Origin of the sequence: Oleiagrimonas sp., from assembly GCF_027858935.1 — a bacterium.
In the GTDB taxonomy this organism is placed as follows: domain Bacteria; phylum Pseudomonadota; class Gammaproteobacteria; order Xanthomonadales; family Rhodanobacteraceae; genus Oleiagrimonas.
In genome coordinates this window covers 1-18,272 of the sequence record NZ_JAQIBU010000319.1, presented here as the reverse complement: position 1 = coordinate 18,272, position 18,272 = coordinate 1, and the positions used below count along the sequence as shown (strand labels likewise).

Here is an 18,272-nt window from a genome sequence, read left to right as displayed (position 1 = left end):
GATGGTGACCGGCACGCGAGCGCTGTTCAGGATCTCATGCGAGACCGAGCCGACCAGCCAGCGCGCCAGTGCGCCGCGATCGTTGTGTCCGATCACCATGTGATCGATGTCGTGGGCGGTGACCTGGGCCAGCAGGACGTCACCGGGACTGCCGTAGACGACTTCGCTGTCCATCCGGTCGGCCATGTCGCCGGCGGTGGCGCGCAACTCGTCGATCATGGCCTGGGCGCTGCGCGCGCCAGTGTCCGTCATCATCATGGCGCAGGCTTCGGAACCGCCTTCGGTCACTTGCAGCACGCTGACCACGCGCACGCGGCCTCCACTGCAGCGCGCCATGTCCAGAGCGAGGTCGAAGGCTCGTCGCGAGGCATCAGAGCCATCAAAACCCACAAGATAACGTTTGCTCATGACAACATCCTGCTGCTGGTACCCTCACATTATGCGACCGATGCGAAAAAGTTGCAGGCGATGGTGACCCGGGGATACATGCTGGAGCCTGTACGGTTGGCCTTGCACCGGACGGGTTTTTCTCCTGCACGGTGCCATCAGGTCTGGCCGTGGGAGCGGTGCGATCAGGGCGCTCCGGACGCTACACTACGGGTTTGATGCGCACGTGATCGCCCGTGGTCACTTTGCGCACATCCACTTCGAACAGGAAGTAAGCTCTGGCCCATGTCTGATTCACGCCACACCCCGTTTCGCATTCTGGTCTGGGTCATTCTGCTGCTTTCGGCATGGGGCATCCTGCAATACGTCACGCATGCTTCGCACGTGCTGCATGCGCTGGGCCGACCGGCCACAGCGCATGCGAAATTGTGGTGGATGCTGGTCTGGGACGCGATCTACGTGCTGGTGGCTGGTGTGATGCTGGTGGCCACGACGGGAGCACTGATGTGGCGCAGATGGGCGCGCGGCATGCTTCGTGGCGTTTGCATCGGACTGGCGCTGTACTCGCTGGCCAGCGGGGTTTTGCTGTTTGCGCAGTGGCAAAGTTTCAGCCTCGCCAGCACGGACATGATGGCCCAGGCCGTTGACCCGCGGATTGCACACACGCTGTATCTGCAGGCACGCCGGATCACCATGGTGGGACTGGCGCTGAAACTGGTTGCCGTGCCGCTGCTTGGCTGGGTGTGGTGGCAGTTGGGTACGCCGTCACTGCGGCGGCGCTTTGCTGCGAACGCAAGCGGTACCTAGTTGCGCTGGGCTTTGGGCCGCGCCGACGGGACCCGGGTGCCGTGCTGGCGGGCGTACTCATACAATGCTACCGATGTAGCCACGGCGACGTTGAGGCTGTCCACTGCACCCCATTGGGGGATGCGCACGAAATGCGCCTTGCGGATGGCGCGGGCCTCGGGGCTCAGACCGTGCAGCTCGTGTCCGAGCACGAAAGCGCATCGATCGGGAAGTCTGATTTCATGCAGCAGCGTGTCGGCGAACGGGTCGAGTGCGACGATCGTGAACCCCTTTCGATCCAGTGGTTCAGGCAGGCATCGAAAGTATCGTGAAGCCAGTCCGGTACATGCTTGAAGCCGCCCTTGGCCGGCGCCGGATCGAACGGGCCGACATCCATCAAGTGTACGGCATGAGCACCGAAGGCCTCGGCACTGCGAAAGATCTTGGGTACGTTGAAGTCGGCCTTCAGCCGGTCCAGCACGAGGGTTACGGCATGCGGGCCGGGGCGCGACTGCACATTGCGGCACCATTGCTTTTCATAGCGCCACAGTACCATCAATGTACCGGATGGCATGCAGGGTCGGAAATGTCTGTGATGTGAAGAGCTGCAGGTACATGAAATGATAATCTGCGCCGATACATCTTTGAGATAGGTGGCAACATGCAGGAGTTTTTCAACCGTTGGGGCATGCCTCACATGGCGGCGGAGCTGAAGGCCTATGGCGTGAAGGTGCTTGTCGCGCTGCTGGTCCTGATCGTCGGCCTGTGGGTAGCCGCACGAGTGGCCAACCTGGGACGCCTCGCCATGCAGCGGGCAAGGGTGGACGATACCCTCGTGCGTTTCCTGCGCAATGTGATGTACGGAATCATCGTCACCATGGTGGTGGTCGCCGCGCTGACCCAGGCAGGCATTCCATCGGCATCGTTCTTGGCTGCGCTGGGCGCCGCCGGACTGGCCATCGGTTTGTCGCTGCAAGGTTCGCTGTCCAACCTCGCATGGGGCGTGCTGTTGATCATTTTCCGACCGTTCCGTGTTGGTGACTTCGTCGAGGTGGCCTCCCAACTCGGCACGGTCGACCGCATCGACCTGATGCAGACCTGGTTGATCGCCTCTGACGGACGCGACGTGGTGATTCCCAATGCCAAGGTCGGTAGCAACACGGTCATCAACTTCAATTCGCGCGGCACACGCCGCTTCGAGGTCAAGGTCGGGATCGGCTATCACGACGATATCGGCAAGGCCATGGATGCAGTGCGGGACTTGTTCAAGGTGGACAAGCGGATCCTAGAGGACCCCGCGCCGGGTGTCTGGACGACCGAGTTGGGCGATTCCAGTGTCAATCTGTTGATCCGCGGTTGGGCGACGTCCTCTGATTTCTGGGCGGTGCAGACCGAGTTTGTGCGTGCGGTCAAGGAACGCTTCGACGCAGAGGGCATCACGATTCCGTTTCCGCAGCGCGAGATTACCAACCGTCCGCCTGCCTAGCCGTAGCCGCTCGCGCAGGCTCTTCCGTACGATCCCGATCAGGGCCCAAAACAGCAAAATCGGGCAGCGAAAATGTGCGGATGTGAAACAAGCGCGGCAATTCGTCTTATCATGGACGTTCCCCCCATGTTTGCCGGCATTGTCGCCGGTTCCGTACAACCCCGTCAGGAGGATCCATGGCCCAAGTCAAGGAAATACGCGTCCCGGATATCGGTGACTTCGATGGCGTCCCCGTCATTGAGGTGCTGGTCCAGCCGGGTGACTCGGTTCAAAAGGACCAGGGGTTGATCACGCTGGAATCGGACAAGGCCACCATGGAGGTCCCCTCGCCAGGCCCCGGAACCATCAAGGAGGTCAAGGTCAGCGAGGGCGACGAGGTGGCCGAGGGGACCGTAATCGCGACCTACGAGCCGGACGAGAGCGGGAGCGGTGAAGCCTCCGACGACGATGCAGAGTCGGAGGCGGAGAAGGCTCCGGAGAAGGCTTCGGGCAAGAAACCGGCTGATACCCAGGCGGGCACCGGAAACGACACCGGATCGAAATCATCCGCGCCGGCTGCCGACCGGCGCCAGGGCGACGATTCCGCTGCGCAGGCGTCCGGGGACGGCGCCGGTGACGCATCCAGCGAGCGCGAGACCGACGCGGGAGAAAAGCGCACGCCGCCGGTGCCCTTCGATGCCAACGTGGTGATGCCGGGAGATGCTCCGTACGCCAGTCCGGCGGTGCGCGCCTTTGCGCGCGAGCTGGGCGTGGACCTGCATCAGGTCAAGGGCAGCGGCCGCAAGGGCCGGATCGTGCGTGAGGACGTGCAGGACTGGGTCAAGCATGCATTGGCCTCCGGTGCGCGGCCCAGCGGCGGTTCCAGCGGTGGCGGCAGCGGTCTCGATCTGTTGCCGTGGCCGAAGGTCGACTTCGCCAAGTTCGGAGAGATCGAGGAAAAGCAGCTCTCGCGCATCAAGAAGATTTCCGGCGCCAACCTGGCGCGCAACTGGGCCATGATTCCGCACGTGACCCAGCACGACCAGGCCGACATCACCGAGATGGAGGCCTTCCGCAAGAAGCTGGGCCGCGAGAACGACGACCTCAAGGTCACGCCGCTGGTGTTCCTGATCAAGGCCATGGTGGCTGCGCTCAAGCAATTCCCACAGTTCAACGCCTCACTGGATGCGTCCGGCGAGAAGCTGATCCTGAAGAAATATTTCCACATCGGTATCGCCGTGGACACGCCGGACGGGCTGGTGGTGCCGGTGTTGCGTGATTGCGAAAAGAAGGGCCTGCTGGAGCTGGCGCGCGAGTTGGGCGAGCTGTCGGGCAAGGCGCGTGAAAAGAAACTGGGGCCGGCGCAGATGTCCGGGGGTTGCATCTCGATCTCCTCGCTGGGCGGCATCGGCGGTACGGCATTCACGCCGATCGTGAACGCGCCGGAGGTGGCCATCCTGGGCGTGTCGCGTTCCTCCATGCAGCCGGTGTGGGACGGCGAGTCGTTCCAGCCGCGCCTGATGTTGCCGTTGTCGCTGTCCTACGACCATCGCGTCGTGGATGGGGCTGATGCCGCGCGTTTCACCGCCTATCTTGCGCGTGTGCTGGGTGATATCCGCCGGTTGTTGCTGTGATCACAGATCTGGCCACGCATATGCTGGCGAATCCCGGAACCATTCCGGGCGCTCCCAAAGCGGTCAACCACGGGCTGGACCAGATTGTCGAGTGGCTGAACATGGGTATCAAGCTCGGTGGCGTGAAGGTCACCCTGGGCTCGATCCTGGGTGCGGCCCTGCTGCTGCTGCTGTTCATGATCGGATCGGCGGTCATCAAGTCCCTGCTGAGCCGGTACAGCCGTGTCCACGGCAGTATCAACCAGTCCTCGATCTACACGATCGAACGGCTGATCCACTACCTGCTGATGGCCATAGGCGGGCTCTGGGCGCTGAATATTGCCGGCGTACCGATGTCCAAGATGACGGTGTTTGCCGGTGCCCTTGGCGTGGGTCTGGGCTTTGGCCTGCAGGCTATCTTCAACAATTTCGTATCCGGCCTGATCCTGCTGTTCGAGCGCAGCCTGAAGGTCGGCGACTTCGTCGAGCTGGCATCGGGTGTACATGGCAACGTGCGCGACATCTACATTCGCGCCACCCGCATCAGCACCAACGACAATATCGACATCCTGGTGCCGAACTCGGAATTCGTGAACGGCCGAGTGGTCAACTGGACCCTGCGCGAGGTTTCGCGGCGAACCAAGATTCCGTTCGGCGTGGCCTACGGCACGGACAAGGATCTGGTGAAAAAGGCTGCTCTGGAGGCTGCCGCTGAGGTGCCCTTCACGTTGACCAACGAAGGTGCACGTGCCCCCCAGGTCTGGTTGACAGGGTTTGGCGATTCATCGCTGGACTTCCAGCTCGTGGTTTGGCTGAACGCCGAAGCCACCCGCCGTCCCGGCGCGGTATCAGCCGCCTATTACTGGGCACTGCACACGTCGCTGGAAAGCTACGGTATCGAGATCCCCTTCCCGCAGCGCGACTTGCACGTGCGCAGCTGGCGCCGGACCAGCGGACAGGCCGATACACCTTCCGGCGACAAGTCTGCGTCCGATGTCGGACGCTTGCACGACAACGACGCTGTGCGCGACATCGAGCGCGAGATCGCGGAGGCGAAGGCGTCGGACACTGATTCACCGGCCGTCGACGACGGCTCGTCAAGAACCTGAAGGAAGCAAGGTATGGCCAAGACCATCGAGATAAAAGTGCCCGACATGGGCGACTTCGACCATGTGCCCGTCATCGAGGTACTGGTCTCTCCTGGCGACAAGGTTGAAAAAGAGCAGGGACTGATCACGCTGGAATCGGACAAGGCCACCATGGAAGTGCCGTCTTCTGCCAGCGGCACCGTGAGGGAGGTCAAGGTGTCCGAGGGCGATGAGGTTTCCGAGGGAAGCGTCATGATCCTGCTCGAACCCGATGATGCCGGGGAAAGTGACTCCGACGACGGCAGCGATGACGATTCCGCAGCGCCTGAGCCCGCGGCCAAACAGACCAAAGAGCCCGGCAAGAGTGATGCCGGAGCTGCGAAACAGGCCCCGGCGCCTCAGCCCGCGCCAGCGCCTGCTTCGGCTGCCAATGCCTCGGAAACCGGCCGCAAGGCCGACATCGAGTGCCAGGTGCTGGTGCTGGGGTCAGGTCCCGGCGGCTACACCGCAGCCTTCCGCGCGGCCGACATGGACCAGGACACCGTGCTGGTCGAGCGCTATGCCAGCCTCGGTGGCGTATGCCTCAATGTCGGCTGCATCCCCTCCAAGGCGCTGTTGCACGCTGCGGAAGTGATCGACGAGGCCGCCGCATCCCAGGCGCACGGGATCACCTTTGGCGACCCGAAGATCGACCTGGACAAATTGCGCGACTTCAAGGACAAGGCGGTGGGCAAGCTCACCGGTGGGCTGAAGTCCATGGCCAAACAGCGCAAGGTGCGTGTGGTGCAGGGCAGCGGTAGCTTCCTCTCACCGCATGAGCTGGAGGTCGAGGGCGAGGACGGCAGCACCCTCATCCGGTTCGAGAAGGCCATCATCGCTGCGGGCAGTCAGCCCGTGAAGCTGTCGATGTTCCCGTGGGATGACGCGCGCATCATGGATTCCACACGTGCGCTGGAACTGAAGGACCTCCCGAAGAAACTGCTGGTGGTCGGCGGCGGCATCATCGGTCTGGAAATGGCGACCGTGTACGCCGCGCTGGGCAGCGAAGTCACGGTCGTCGAACTCATGGACCAGCTGATGCCCGGTGCCGACAAGGACCTGGTCAAGCCGCTGGCCCAGCGCATCGCCAAGCGCTACAAGGGCATCCATCTGAAGACCAAGGTGGTCGAGGCCAAGGCGCAGAAGAACGGCATCAAAGTAGGCTTCGAGGGTGATGACCAGCCCGATGGTGCGATCTTCGACCGTGTGCTGGTGTCGATCGGGCGCAGCCCCAACGGAGGGCGCATCGGCGCCGACAAGGCCGGGGTCGAGGTCAGCGACAAGGGCTTCATCGCGGTTGACCGGCAGATGCGCACCAACGTCGAGCACATCTTCGCCATCGGTGATCTGGTCGGTCAACCGATGTTGGCGCACAAGGCCAGCCACGAAGGCAAGGTCGCAGCCGAAGTCTGCGCCGGCATGAAGAGCCAGTTCGACGCGCGTGTGATCCCGTCGGTGGCCTACACCGATCCGGAGGTTGCCTGGGTTGGCGTAACCGAGCGCGAGGCCAAGGAGAAAAGCCTTGATGTGGGTGTAGGCAAGTTTCCGTGGGCGGCTTCGGGCCGTGCCATCGGTATCGACCGTACCGAGGGCTTCACCAAGCTGATCTTCGACAAGGATACCAACCGCATCATCGGTGCCGGTATCGTCGGCGTGCATGCGGGTGATCTCATCAGCGAACTGGCGTTGGCGATCGAGATGGGATGCGAGGCCGCAGACATCGGCCTGACCATCCATCCGCATCCGACCCTGAGCGAGTCGGTGGGCATGGCAGCCGAGGTTTTCGAAGGCACGATCACCGACCTGTACATACCAAAAAAGAAGAAGTGAGTGCGGGCCCAGAAGACACGCGACGCGCGCGTTACCCTGGGCCTGACTTCAACAAGGGATTGGACAGATGCGCATCACGCATCTATGCATAGTCGCAGCAGGGCTCATGGCACTGGGCTTGCCCCTGTGTTCCCGGGCGGGCGGATTGCAAAAGCCTGCACGGGGCGGTCTGTCCCGCCACGCAAAAGTGGATCCACGATTACCATCAGCGCTTGCTGGCCGAGGTGAAACCACTGGCCGCACAAAAGCTCACCGACATGACGCTGGCCAGAGCGCTCGTCAAACGCGCGAAGGCGGATCAGGCGGCACGCCGAAAGGCCATGACGACATCCGTGAAGCCGACACCAGCCGATTTCCGTCACCTGCTTGAGGTCGACAAGGGTCGACAAGGCCAACCTGGTCTGGCTCAAGCGGCAGGTGGCCGCGCATGGTTTTCCGACGCTCGAGCGCGTCGGCGTGAACGGCATCGATGCTGCCTGGCTGCTGACCCAGCACGCCGCCCGTGATCCGGCCTTTCAGGCCGAAGTGCTGGCGCAGCTAAAGCCGTGGCTGGCGTCCTTAGCTGTGATCTCTCAGTAAGTTGTTCATCCGAGGCAAACCCGAAAGACTGGAGGTGCGAACCATCTAACCCTTCAGGAGCCCCGGATGAACATGCATAAAGGTGCCCGTTTGACACCCTTTAGTCGAGACCTTCTTGTCAGGCGTATCACGGAGCATGGCCTGCGCGTCGAGGAGGCAGCGCATGCCTCGGGCGTCAGCGTGCCTACGGCCTACAAATGGCTACGACGGTTTCGGGAGGAAGGCGCGCGTGGGTTGGCGAACCGCTCCTCGCGGCCGCATACATGTCCCCATGCCACTGGCGCAACCAAAATCGTCCAGGCTATCGAGAAGCGCCGTGCCCGCCAGACCTATCAAACCATTGCCGCTACGGTGGGGCTGGCACCGAGCACCGTAGGTCGCATACTGAGATCGGCGGGCCTCAATCGGCTGACGGCGCTGGAGCCGGCCGCGCCCATTCAGCGCTACGAACACGATGCGCCTGGCGACTTGCTGCACCTGGATATCAAGAAGCTGGCTCGGTTCCGCGAGCCCGGCCATCGCGTCACAGGCATCCCCAGCAAAGAATCGCGCGGCATCGGATGGGAGTACGTGCATGTCGCCATCGACGACCATTCGCGGGTGGCTTTCAGCAGCATCGAGCCTAACGAACAGGCCGTCAGTGCCTGCAAGGCGCTACTCAAGGCGCTGCGCTATTACCGCCATCTGGGCGTACGCTTTACCCGCATCCTCACCGACAACGGATCGTGCTACCGCTCAGGCCTGTTCAAGCGCTTGCTACGCCGTCTTGGCATCACGCACAAGCGCACCCGGCCTTATACCCCGCGCACCAATGGCAAAGCCGAGCGATTCATCCAGACAGCTCTGCGCGAGTGGGCCTACGCACGCAGCTACGCCACTTCGGCCCAGCGCGCCGCACACCTCAATCACTGGCTGCATGAGTACAACTGGCATCGCCTCCATGCCAGCCTCGGCTACCGCCCACCGATCACTCGCATTCCCCTGGCACTGAACAACGTGCTGGGTTTACACACCTAGCCGTTCCTGCGCCAGGATTTCGCCATGTTCACGGACCGCGTGCGACTGGCGCAGCACAAGAAGCAGATCTACGGCAACCAGATCACCGTCCAGGACGGCAACTATGTCCTGCGGCCGATCGAAGGGCCACTCACGGGGCTGGACCAGTGCCGTGCGCGCATGGACCTGATGCTGGTCAGAGAGTACCTGTGCGTGATCCGCGCGACGTACGGCTCGCCTTCCAAAAAGCGCTGAGCGATCCGTCCGGACCGCCGAGCGTCGGATCGCTGCAGCATTGTGCGCGGTGATCCCGCAAGCCCCAGGCCACTCGTGGCCGGTCCGTGGCGCCCCCTTGTCCTGGCACACGACCTACATTCCGCAGCTGGCAGTCGCCTGCGTGCACGCACGCGTACGTTCTTGCGCGGGGAAGGGTGGTGCGACCGACGCAAGATTTTCTGGAATTGATCTGCCTCAATACGGATTCCTATATTTTTAGCTATAAATAAAAAGTTGTAGTCAAGCATGGTTGATGCTCTTCAAGTAGGCGCGTGAGTTGCAGACGAGCAAGACCTGTACGCGAATGTCTTCACCCCAGGATGATCGATGAATGGAACGGGGTCTGGAGGATCCCTGGCATGGGGTTGCGCATGAGTTTCCGGAGGTTTTGCGTTTTCGTCGCACCACCTGTGCCATGGGCGAACCGCGTTGGCTGTCTTGAGCACATGAAGGCAACCGATGGCGAGGGTGAGGAAAGGTGTGGCGCCGGTTACGGCACGTTGAATGACAAGTAGGTAGAACCATGAAAAGCAGAGAAGAGTCGCTGCAGTCGGGTGCCATCAGGATGGATTCCATCCGTCCCGAGCCCGAAACCGATGGCGCACGAAGGAAATTCCTGATTTCGACAGCCAGTGTGCTTGGGGCCGGCGCCATCGGCCTGTTCGCGGACGCTTTGATCGACAACATGAATCCGGGCAAGGACGTCCAGGCGCTGGGGGCCCCGATCGATGTGGACGTAAGCCGGATGGAGCCCGGTCAATTGATCATGGTCGAGTGGAAGAAGAAGCCCGTCTGGATCCTCCGGCGCCAGGACTGGATGCTGAAGACGCTTTCCAAAAAGTCACTGCTGGGGCGGTTGAAGGACCCCCGTAGCGAACAGGGCCAGCAACCGTCCCCGGCATTCATCAACGGCAATTACCGCGCCTTGCGGCCCGAATATTTCATCGCCGTGGCGCTTTGCACGCACATGCAGTGCATCCCTGCCTATCGGCCATCGCCACATACGGTCACAGCGTGGTGGCCTGGCGGATTTCATTGTCCCTGCCATGGCTCGATGTACGACTTTTCCGCGCGCGTCGTCGAAGGATCGCCGGCGCCGTTGAACATACCTATCCCGCCCTATTACTGGAAATCTGATTCGGTCGCCCGGATTGGAGAGATGGATACGAACGGGAAGGACAAGGGCTGGACCCCGCTTATCTGGTGAATGGCTGACGCCACGCCGTCGATGTCGGAATACCAATGGGTGAACCACGATGAAATCATTTTTGGCCACATGCCTGGTCGCCATCCTTGTCATTGTGCCTGTGCATGCCAACGGAAAGAGCCATGGCCAGCCGCCTGCCGGCGCCGCCGCACAAGGCAAGAATCTGGTGACGGTGTGCACGGCCTGTCATGGAGGCAACGGCATCGCCACCACGCCGTCCTACCCGAATCTCGCCGGACAGAAATACGGTTACATCCTCAAACAGTTGCAGGATTTCAAGGATGGCAAGCGTGTGTCCAGCATCATGAGCGGCATGGCCATGACCATCCCCGCGTCATCTGGGGATCGGAACCTTGATGACATTGCTGCCTATTTTCATCTAATGAAGCCGATGTGGGCAGCATCCAGTCATGCTGGGACGTCCAGCGACGCCCAACATCTTCTGGGCAAGGCCCTCTTTACACGCGGCGAACATGCGGACCGGATTCCTGCGTGTGCCGCTTGCCATGGCCTGGCCGGCGAGGGCAATGGCCCCATGGCCGTGCCAAGCCTGGCCGGACAGCACGCGGCCTACATCGTTGCCCAGTTGCAGAAGTTTGCCAGAGGAAAGCGCAAAAACAGCACCGGGCACGTCATGTACGTCATCGCCAGGAAATTGACGTCCAAGCAAATGTCCGCGGTGGCTGCGTATGTGGAGGAGTTGAATCCTGACACCACGCTCGGTATCGGCCCGAAAGACTTCGTTAAATACACCCGTGCCTTGCACGCCAGGCATGCCGGGAGGGATGCGGGCACGAGCAAGAGCGCTCCTGCACCCGCATCGTCGAGCCATGAGTGAATCCATCGTCAAGCCGGACCACAGTGAGAAAACCTTCGCCCGGTTGCATTCTCCCGCCATATGTATCAAGGGGTCAGAGACGTCATGAACGACGACAAAAAAAAACTGCTGGTCGGCATATTCGACTGGTTCGACGAGCGCCTGCCCATCTCCTCGTTCTGGCGGACCCAGCTGACGCGTTACCCCGCGCCAAAGAATTTCAACCTCTGGTACTTCTTCGGTTCGTTGGCGCTGCTGGTGCTGGTCTTACAACTGGCGACGGGCCTGTTCCTGGCTATTCATTACCAGCCCAATCCGCACCTGGCGTACTGGTCCGTCCTGCGTGGCATCGAACGAGACTCGCATTGGGGATGGCTGATACGCAGCATGCACATCGTGGGAGCCTCGGCATTCTTCATGCTGGTGTACCTGCACATGTACCGCGCCATCATGTACGGCTCCTACAAAAAACCCCGTGAACTGTTGTGGCTGGTCGGCATCTTCATCTATCTGGTCCTGGCGGCCGAGGCATTCCTCGGGTACCTGCTCCCGTGGGGGCAGATGTCCTACTGGGGGTCGGCGGTGGTGACTAATTTCGCCACGGCCATACCCGGGATCGGAAAGCCGATAGCCGAATGGCTGCGCGGTTCGTTCGTGATTGGTGCGCCGACACTCAATCGTTTCTTCGTTTTCCACGTGTTCCTGATGCCGCTGTTGTTGCTGGCGCTGGTTCTGGTGCACATGATCGCGTTGCACCAGGTTGGATCGAACAACCCCGACGGCATCGAGATACACGAAAACGTCAATGAGACCGATTGGCCCCGGGACGGCATTCCCTTCCATCCGTACTACACCGTGAAGGACCTTTTTGGCGTCAGCGTGTTCTTCGTGATCTTTTTCTGGTTCGTTTTCTACAAACCCAGTGGTTGGGGCCTGTTGCTGGACAAGCTCAATTACACGCCGGCGAACATCTTGCATACCCCAAGCGACATTCACCCCCTGTGGTTTTTCCTGCCCTTCTACGCGATGTTGCGCGGAATACCTAACAAGATGTACGGCATCATGGCTTTCGCCGGTTCGTTTGCACTTCTGGCATGCCTGCCGCTGCTTGACCGAAACCCGATCCGCTCCATTCGATATCGATCGGTGCTGTACAAGATAAATATCCTGATGCTGCCTGCATCATTCATCTGGCTGGGTCTTATTGCACATGGCTCAGCGACCCAGCACGACATGGTCTACGGACTGCATATCACCGAAGTGTTCTATGCCACGTTCCTGCTGCTTCCCTTCTTCAACCGCGAACGCACGTTGCTGACCAAAGTGGTCTGGTTCGTGGCGGCAGAACTGGTGGTCTGGCTCATCGATGTTTGGATGTATTCGATTCACGCCCACGGCTGGCACCTGATGCTGCAGACAGACTGGATTCCCGCAGCGTACATGCTTCTCATATTCGGTCTTTCCGTGGTCTTTCCTTCGCTCGCTCGCGACGCGAGGACAGTGCCGGAACGGGTCACGGCTGGAGGTATTTTCCACTGACAGCATGTCGCGTTGGAAATGCTGGACTGGACGTTCTCACGAGAACAAGCGGAATCAGAAAATCCTGGCGGAGCAAGTGATGAAACATCTAATATCAATTCGTGGAAGCAGACTGCTGTTGCTTGTTTTGGCCACGGGTTTGCTGGGCGTCTTTTGCCCACGTGCGAGCGCTTCACTGAAAACGACTCAGGCACCCCTGAAGCAGATCAAGATCGACCTCAACAACAAGCCCGCGTTGAGAAATGGTGCGTTGTACACGCTGCATGTCTGCACGGCTTGCCATTCGCTGCAAGCCGTCCGCTACAGTTCGTTGTCGCAGATGCTCGGGATGAAAAAGTCCGAGTTCATGCATGACATCGGCACCAACGGCAGGCACTTTCACGACCTCATCACGTCCAACATGCCGCCCGCCATCATCCATGCGTTCGTCGGCACCACCCCACCGGATCTGACGGATATCGCCCGACGTCACTCGCCGGCTTGGCTGTATACGTACCTGACGTCCTATTACGTGGACCCGAGCAGGCCGTCCGGCGTGAACAACGCGGTATTCCATAACACGTCCATGCCGGACGTGTTCGCGCCCTACCAGGGCCTGCAGAAGCCGGTGATGGTCAAGGGGTTGCGTTACGGAAGCCCGGCCGAGGTGGCGATCGGAGTCAAGCCCTTGAGCCAAGGCAGCATGACACAGGCGCAATTCGACCGCACGGCGCGGGATATCGTGAACTTCCTTTATGCCGTGGCGCATCCGCACCAGCAGGAGCGAGAGCGCCTGGGGCCATGGTTCCTGGGCTTGTTCGTCTTGCTTTCCCTGTTGACGTACCTGATATATCGCATCTATTGGGGCCGGGTCATCACGAGCAAGGAACGCTGGTGGAGGTCCGTGAAATGATCGCATCCACGGTGGGACAACTAGCATTGGGCAAACACGACGCGTCGGCGGCCAGGCGGGTTTCGTGGCGCGCCTATGCGGCCATGGCCGCCGGCATCTTCCTGTATGTGTTCGCCATCTGGTACGAGGTTTATCAGGATACGCGCGATGACGCCGCGCAGTGGTCGGATCCGTTCCTGCAGAGCCATCGCCAATGGCGGCTGCGCACCACGTTTGTGTACCTCCTATGGTCGATACTGGCCGGATTCAGCATCCCGTTCGGTTTCGGCGTGCTGTTGTTGCTGCCGGTCTGGGCCTGGTACGCGTACCGCGTGGCGAAGGGGATGATCCTGTACGCCAGCGGGCGCGTTATTTGAAAGATAAGGTAGTCTCCAAGGTCGTCCCGGGCATGAACACGCAAAAGATTCCGGGTGCCCAGGCACCCTCCCTGCACCAGCTGCTCGCTTTTACCCCCGAGCCGGGGTTCCTGGCGGATCGTGTGGTCCTGGTCACCGGCGCTGCCGATGGCATCGGCAGGTCGGTGGCTGCGGCCTATGCTCGCCATGGTGCCCAGACGATCTTGCTGGACTGGCATCGGTCGGGACTCGAGGAAGCGTACAAGCAATTCGTCGAATCGGGCTGGCCCGAGCCCGTCTTGTGTCCAGTGGATTTCTCCAGCATGACCCTGGCTCACCTGCGGGACATAGCGACCGAGGTGGAGCGTCGTTTCGGCTTGCTGGACGGATTGCTGAACAACGCGGCCTGGGCGGGCGAGCTCACGCCGTTTGAGCACTACGCGCCGAAGACCTGGGCCAAAGTGATGAATGTCAATCTCGCCGCCCCTTTCTTCCTTACGCAATGGCTGATGCCCTTGCTGCGCAAATCCACCGATCCGGTCGTCGTGTTCTCGCTGCACGCATGTGCCAAGGCCTACTGGAACGGTTTCGCCATGGCCAAGGCCGGGCAGGAGGCCCTGATGCAGGTCCTTGCCCGGGAATACGCACCAGACACGTCGCATCCGGTGCGCGTCATCGGCATCGATCCGGGTCCGGTAATGACGACGGGACGGCGGCAAAACTATCCCGGCGAGAAGCCGGGCGCCCACCCGCTGCCGGATCAGGTGACGGGGCCCTATCTCTTCGCCATGAGCGCCGAAGCCAAGGCCTGGTCGGGGCGCGTCATTCGCGATGACGCCGGTGACCGTTGAAGGGATCAGTCGCCGGCGTTTGCCTCCGAACACGTGGCGTGCGCAGATGATGGATCCATGGATCGTCGGCCAAGGGCCTTGCCAGTGGCCGGGCGGGCCTGGACGGGGCTGATCCCGACGATCTCCCCGCTGGGGGAGATCGTCATGCGGTGCGGCATGCAAAGGCCGTCCGCCGGGTCGCTTTGCAAGCGGCACGTAGCTTGGCGGGGTCGTCTATGATCAGCGCAATTCCATGACCACCAGGCCCTGCGGCGGGATGTCGAGGCCGAAGCGGCCATCCTTGACCTGCACGATCTCAGGCGGGGCCATGCGTCCGGCTGCGCGCAATTCCCTGATCTGCTGGCGGCTGGGGAAGGCCGGGCGGCCCATCGCGTTGAAAGTCTTGATCACGTTGCCGTGGTCGCGGTCCAGACGCCATACAGTGGCCCGGGTGGCGTTGCCCAGATGGGTGACGTCGACCGAGAAGTGCCGTGTGGATCCCTGCGGTTTCCCAGGCGTGTAGTCAGCGGTCTTGCCCACGGGCGGCGCGTAGTTCCACAGCGCCAGCACCACATGGCCGTCCTTGGTGCGCGTGGCCAGGACATCGTCGCCTTTCACCGGAAGCCGCACATGGCCGAGCCTGTGCAGCATGGCGAAGGCGTTGAACACCGGTTTGTCGATGCGATCCTCGGCGATCAGGCCGAAGCCTCCGTAGAACGGCGTCTTGACCACGCCTTGTTCCTCGAACACGTCCGAGAACGACCAGTAGCTCATGATCTGGATCTTGCCGGCGCATTCGCGGATGGTGTTGGCCAGCCACGGGCCCATGAACACGCTGTCGGTGACGTTGGGCAGGTTGGCGTAGGAGGCGTTGTACTCGCTCATGATCAGCGGCATGTGCGGGTAGGGCGAGGCCAGAATCTGCTTGTGCACCTTGCCCACCGCGCGGCAGACCATGTCGCGGCGCGGGATGTCCTCGTCGGTGTGAAACACATTCTTGGCGGTGTCGTCGCCGTAGACGTGGGTGCTGACGAAATCGACCGGCACGTGATCCTTCTTCGCATGCTCAAGGAAGGCCGGGACCCAGGCCGCCTGTGCGGTGGCCGGGCCACCCACGCGAAGGCGCGGGCTGACCGCCTTGAGCGCGCGCGCGGTGTGGTCATACAGCGTGAAGTAGGTCGACTGCGCGGGCTTGCCGCGCCAGAAGTCGATGTTCGGTTCGTTCCAGACCTCGAAATACCAGCTCGACACCTCGTCGATGCCGTAGCGCTGGATCAGGTGTCGGGCGAAGGCCTTGATCATGCCGTCCCACAGCGCGTAGCTCTTTGGCGGCGAGACGTTCTGGTGATACCAGAAACTGTGGATGGCCTTGGGGTCGGAGGCCAGGTCCGGCGGCATGAAGCTCAGCTCCACGAACGGCTTCACCCCTCGCGCCAGCAGTCCGTCGTAGATCTGGTCGACATACGAGAAGTTGTAGACCGGCTTGCCGTCCTTGAGGTGGAACAGGCCGACCTCGCGATCAAGGATGCCGTGCGGACGCACGTAACTGAATCCGGTGGCCTGTTTCACGTGCACCAGATCCTTGCGATAGTCGTCGCGCAGCGCCAGTACGGCGCGCCCTGAGCCGAACATCTGCTCCCAGAAATGCGGAAAAGCGGTGCCTTGCGCGCGGGCATTGACGTGCACGCGGACTGCGGGCGCAGCGGGCGCTGCCGATGCTGTTGAGGCGGCAACGCCCAGCATCAGGACGCACAGTAGCAAGCCGGCTTGGCGCAGGAGGTGAATGCGGTTCATGGGTGTTCTCCCTGGGAGATCAGTTCGGAGGCGGGCGGGATAGCACGCTGCGAACGCAATAGTGAACGTTGTAAACGTTTACATCAATGCCCTGAACCGTTGACTCGTGTGTCGAGGTGTACGGGATGCCGTACGGATGCGCTCTGCAAGCCAGGAATTGCGCGGCCCGCGCGGGTCTCACAGCGGCTGCTGGAGGATCGACGTGAGACCCGGGGGATCGATTTTGCAAGGGGCAGCGTGCATAGGTGGGGCATTCGGCCTCGTAGTGTCGATCAGGCCGCAGTGCGCTGGCGCATCCAGTTGATCAGGCCACCGTCCAGCAGTACATCGATCTGGCGTGGCGACAACTGATGCTTGAGTTTCAGCGTCCCCTTGCCCTTGATCGAGGCTTCCAGCGTGTTGCCCTTGCCCAGGACATCGTGCAGATGGTGCAGCGTCAGCACGTCACCCTTTTCGAGCCTTTCGTAGTCGGCCGGGTCGGCAAAAGTCAGCGGCAGCACGCCGAAATTGACCAGGTTCTGCCAGTGGATGCGCGCATAGTCCTTGGCCACCACGGCGCGCAGGCCCAGGTGGCGCGGCGCCAGCGCGGCATGCTCGCGCGAGGAGCCCTGGCCGTAGTTTTCGCCGCCGACGATGGCGTGGTCGCCCTGTTTCTTCGCGCGTGGGGCGTAGCTGTCGTCGACCTGCTCGTAGACGAACTCGGCGATCTTCGGGATGTTGCTGCGGAACGGCAGCACGCGCGCGCCGGCGGGCATGATCTCGTCGGTGGAGATGTCATCGCCGACCTTCAGCAGCACCGGCAGCTCGAGCGCATCGGGCAGCGGGTCGAACATCGGCAGGGAGGCGATATTGGGGCCCTTGACCAGCTCGATGTTGCGCGCCTCGGCCAACGGCGGCGGCGCGGCCAGGTTGCGGGTGTCCACGACCGGGTGTTCGCTGTCGTGGATTTCGGGGTAGGCCATGTCCAGCGTGCGCGGGTCGCTGATCACGCCCTTCAGTGCCGAGGCGGTGGCGGTTTCCGGACTGCACAGGAACACCGCGTCCTCACGCGTGCCGGAACGACCGGGGAAGTTGCGCGGGGTGGTGCGCAGGCTGTTGCGGCCGCTGGCCGGGGCCTGGCCCATGCCGATGCAGCCGTTGCAGCCGGCCTGGTGCAGGCGAGCGCCGGCCTCGATCAGGTGGATCAGATGACCGTCACGCATCAGCGTGGCGAGGATGCCGCGCGAGCTGGGGTTGATGTCGAACGAAACCTGGCCACTGACCGTGCGGCCATCGACTATCGCCGCGGCCATGGCATAGTCGCGATAGCCAGGATTGGCGGAAGAGCCGATGTAGGCCTGATACAGCGGTTCACCGGCCAGTTCGGCCACCGGCACCACGTTGCCGGGGCTGGACGGCTTGGCGATCAGCGGCTGCAGGTTGGACAGGTCGATGGTCTCGTGCACGTCGTATTCGGCGCCTTCGTCGGCCACCAGCTCGATCCAGTCGTCGCCGCGCCCGTGCGCGATCAGGAACCGACGCACGGCATCGTCGGACGGGAATACCGTGGTGGTGGCGCCCAGCTCGGCGCCCATGTTGGCGATCACGTGGCGGTCCATGGCTGAAAGGTGTTTCAGGCCCGGACCGTAGTATTCGATGATCCGTCCCACGCCACCGTCCACGTCGTGACGGCGCAGCATCTCCAGGATCACATCCTTGGCCGAGACCCAGTCCGGCAGCTCGCCGGTCAGTTTCACGCCCCAGATTTCCGGCATCTTGGTGTACAGCGGCTCGCCGGCCATGGCCATGGCCACTTCCAG

Annotated in this window: 18 protein-coding genes; 14 read left to right on the top strand and 4 right to left on the bottom strand. The window is 61.9% G+C overall.

Translation table 11 applies throughout. The features are described from left to right. Window positions 1–408: universal stress protein (locus PF446_RS12035; protein WP_298071914.1), on the bottom strand; the 408-nt coding region annotated here is incomplete at its 3' end. A gap of 264 nt (window positions 409–672) precedes the next feature. Between PF446_RS12035 and PF446_RS12030 the strand changes: the two genes are divergently transcribed. Next, entirely contained in the window at window positions 673–1,194 is a 522-nt protein-coding gene (locus PF446_RS12030; RefSeq protein ID WP_298071912.1) for a hypothetical protein, read from the top strand. On the opposite strand, the gene PF446_RS12025 is transcribed toward PF446_RS12030, so the two are convergent. After that, complete coding sequence (locus PF446_RS12025; protein ID WP_298071908.1) at window positions 1,191–1,703, bottom strand: TrmH family RNA methyltransferase; 513 nt, start codon at window positions 1,701–1,703, stop codon at window positions 1,191–1,193. The genes PF446_RS12030 and PF446_RS12025 overlap by 4 nt on opposite strands. Window positions 1,704–1,870: 167 nt before the next feature. Between PF446_RS12025 and PF446_RS12020 the strand changes: the two genes are divergently transcribed. The 13 genes from PF446_RS12020 to PF446_RS11960 all read left to right on the top strand — a co-directional run bounded on the left by PF446_RS12020 (window position 1,871) and on the right by PF446_RS11960 (window position 14,700). After that, the gene (locus tag PF446_RS12020) at window positions 1,871–2,659 is read left to right on the top strand and encodes a mechanosensitive ion channel domain-containing protein (protein ID WP_298071906.1); all 789 of its coding nucleotides are present in this window, start codon (window positions 1,871–1,873) and stop codon (window positions 2,657–2,659) included. A 176-nt stretch (window positions 2,660–2,835) separates the two neighbouring features. Next, window positions 2,836–4,272 (top strand): dihydrolipoyllysine-residue acetyltransferase, encoded by a 1,437-nt coding sequence (locus PF446_RS12015; protein WP_298071904.1) that lies wholly within the window; start codon window positions 2,836–2,838, stop codon window positions 4,270–4,272. Further along, entirely contained in the window at window positions 4,269–5,360 is a 1,092-nt protein-coding gene (locus PF446_RS12010; RefSeq protein WP_298071902.1) for a mechanosensitive ion channel domain-containing protein, read from the top strand. Before PF446_RS12015 ends, PF446_RS12010 begins: the two co-directional genes overlap by 4 nt. Window positions 5,361–5,372: 12 nt before the next feature. Next, window positions 5,373–7,208: a dihydrolipoyl dehydrogenase gene (gene lpdA, locus PF446_RS12005; protein ID WP_298071900.1), complete on the top strand. Its 1,836-nt coding sequence runs from the start codon at window positions 5,373–5,375 to the stop codon at window positions 7,206–7,208. Between the two features lie 366 nt (window positions 7,209–7,574). Continuing rightward, window positions 7,575–7,787: a hypothetical protein gene (locus tag PF446_RS12000; protein ID WP_298071898.1), complete on the top strand. Its 213-nt coding sequence runs from the start codon at window positions 7,575–7,577 to the stop codon at window positions 7,785–7,787. A 66-nt stretch (window positions 7,788–7,853) separates the two neighbouring features. Further along, window positions 7,854–8,804 (top strand): IS481 family transposase, encoded by a 951-nt coding sequence (locus tag PF446_RS11995; RefSeq protein ID WP_298071896.1) that lies wholly within the window; start codon window positions 7,854–7,856, stop codon window positions 8,802–8,804. A 24-nt stretch (window positions 8,805–8,828) separates the two neighbouring features. Further along, window positions 8,829–9,038 carry a DUF6624 domain-containing protein gene (locus PF446_RS11990; RefSeq protein ID WP_298071894.1) on the top strand — a complete coding sequence of 70 codons (210 nt, stop codon included), beginning with the start codon at window positions 8,829–8,831 and terminating at the stop codon, window positions 9,036–9,038. Between the two features lie 544 nt (window positions 9,039–9,582). Then, window positions 9,583–10,266, top strand: a complete 684-nt coding sequence (gene petA, locus PF446_RS11985; protein ID WP_298071892.1) for a ubiquinol-cytochrome c reductase iron-sulfur subunit — start codon at window positions 9,583–9,585, stop codon at window positions 10,264–10,266. A 49-nt stretch (window positions 10,267–10,315) separates the two neighbouring features. Then, window positions 10,316–11,104 (top strand): c-type cytochrome, encoded by a 789-nt coding sequence (locus PF446_RS11980; RefSeq protein ID WP_298071890.1) that lies wholly within the window; start codon window positions 10,316–10,318, stop codon window positions 11,102–11,104. Window positions 11,105–11,188: 84 nt separating this feature from the next. After that, window positions 11,189–12,622 (top strand): cytochrome b N-terminal domain-containing protein, encoded by a 1,434-nt coding sequence (locus tag PF446_RS11975; RefSeq protein ID WP_298071888.1) that lies wholly within the window; start codon window positions 11,189–11,191, stop codon window positions 12,620–12,622. 79 nt (window positions 12,623–12,701) lie between these two features. Further along, complete coding sequence (locus PF446_RS11970; protein WP_298071886.1) at window positions 12,702–13,514, top strand: cytochrome c1; 813 nt, start codon at window positions 12,702–12,704, stop codon at window positions 13,512–13,514. Beyond that, the gene (locus PF446_RS11965) at window positions 13,511–13,870 is read left to right on the top strand and encodes a hypothetical protein (protein ID WP_298071884.1); all 360 of its coding nucleotides are present in this window, start codon (window positions 13,511–13,513) and stop codon (window positions 13,868–13,870) included. The genes PF446_RS11970 and PF446_RS11965 overlap by 4 nt, the downstream gene beginning before the upstream one ends. Window positions 13,871–13,902: 32 nt before the next feature. Further along, complete coding sequence (locus tag PF446_RS11960; protein WP_298071882.1) at window positions 13,903–14,700, top strand: SDR family NAD(P)-dependent oxidoreductase; 798 nt, start codon at window positions 13,903–13,905, stop codon at window positions 14,698–14,700. A 219-nt stretch (window positions 14,701–14,919) separates the two neighbouring features. Here PF446_RS11960 and PF446_RS11955 read toward each other — a convergent pair whose 3' ends face one another. After that, window positions 14,920–16,473, bottom strand: a complete 1,554-nt coding sequence (locus PF446_RS11955; RefSeq protein WP_298071880.1) for a glycosyl hydrolase family 39 — start codon at window positions 16,471–16,473, stop codon at window positions 14,920–14,922. A gap of 272 nt (window positions 16,474–16,745) precedes the next feature. Beyond that, window positions 16,746–18,272 (bottom strand): aconitate hydratase (locus PF446_RS11950; protein ID WP_298071878.1); only part of this gene is annotated, 1,527 nt, incomplete at its 5' end.

What these genes read in the sequence shown, in the direction of transcription:
- PF446_RS12030 (WP_298071912.1), top strand. Translation starts at nt 673, where the DNA reads ATGTCTGATTCACGCCACACCCCGTTTCGCATTCTGGTCTGGGTCATT.
- PF446_RS12025 (WP_298071908.1), bottom strand. Translation starts at nt 1,703, where the DNA reads ATGGTGCCGCAATGTGCAGTCGCGCCCCGGCCCGCATGCCGTAACCCT.
- PF446_RS12020 (WP_298071906.1), top strand. Translation starts at nt 1,871, where the DNA reads ATGGCGGCGGAGCTGAAGGCCTATGGCGTGAAGGTGCTTGTCGCGCTG.
- PF446_RS12015 (WP_298071904.1), top strand. Translation starts at nt 2,836, where the DNA reads ATGGCCCAAGTCAAGGAAATACGCGTCCCGGATATCGGTGACTTCGAT.
- lpdA (WP_298071900.1), top strand. Translation starts at nt 5,373, where the DNA reads ATGGCCAAGACCATCGAGATAAAAGTGCCCGACATGGGCGACTTCGAC.
- PF446_RS11995 (WP_298071896.1), top strand. Translation starts at nt 7,854, where the DNA reads ATGAACATGCATAAAGGTGCCCGTTTGACACCCTTTAGTCGAGACCTT.
- PF446_RS11990 (WP_298071894.1), top strand. Translation starts at nt 8,829, where the DNA reads ATGTTCACGGACCGCGTGCGACTGGCGCAGCACAAGAAGCAGATCTAC.
- petA (WP_298071892.1), top strand. Translation starts at nt 9,583, where the DNA reads ATGAAAAGCAGAGAAGAGTCGCTGCAGTCGGGTGCCATCAGGATGGAT.
- PF446_RS11980 (WP_298071890.1), top strand. Translation starts at nt 10,316, where the DNA reads ATGAAATCATTTTTGGCCACATGCCTGGTCGCCATCCTTGTCATTGTG.
- PF446_RS11975 (WP_298071888.1), top strand. Translation starts at nt 11,189, where the DNA reads ATGAACGACGACAAAAAAAAACTGCTGGTCGGCATATTCGACTGGTTC.
- PF446_RS11970 (WP_298071886.1), top strand. Translation starts at nt 12,702, where the DNA reads ATGAAACATCTAATATCAATTCGTGGAAGCAGACTGCTGTTGCTTGTT.
- PF446_RS11965 (WP_298071884.1), top strand. Translation starts at nt 13,511, where the DNA reads ATGATCGCATCCACGGTGGGACAACTAGCATTGGGCAAACACGACGCG.
- PF446_RS11960 (WP_298071882.1), top strand. Translation starts at nt 13,903, where the DNA reads ATGAACACGCAAAAGATTCCGGGTGCCCAGGCACCCTCCCTGCACCAG.
- PF446_RS11955 (WP_298071880.1), bottom strand. Translation starts at nt 16,473, where the DNA reads ATGAACCGCATTCACCTCCTGCGCCAAGCCGGCTTGCTACTGTGCGTC.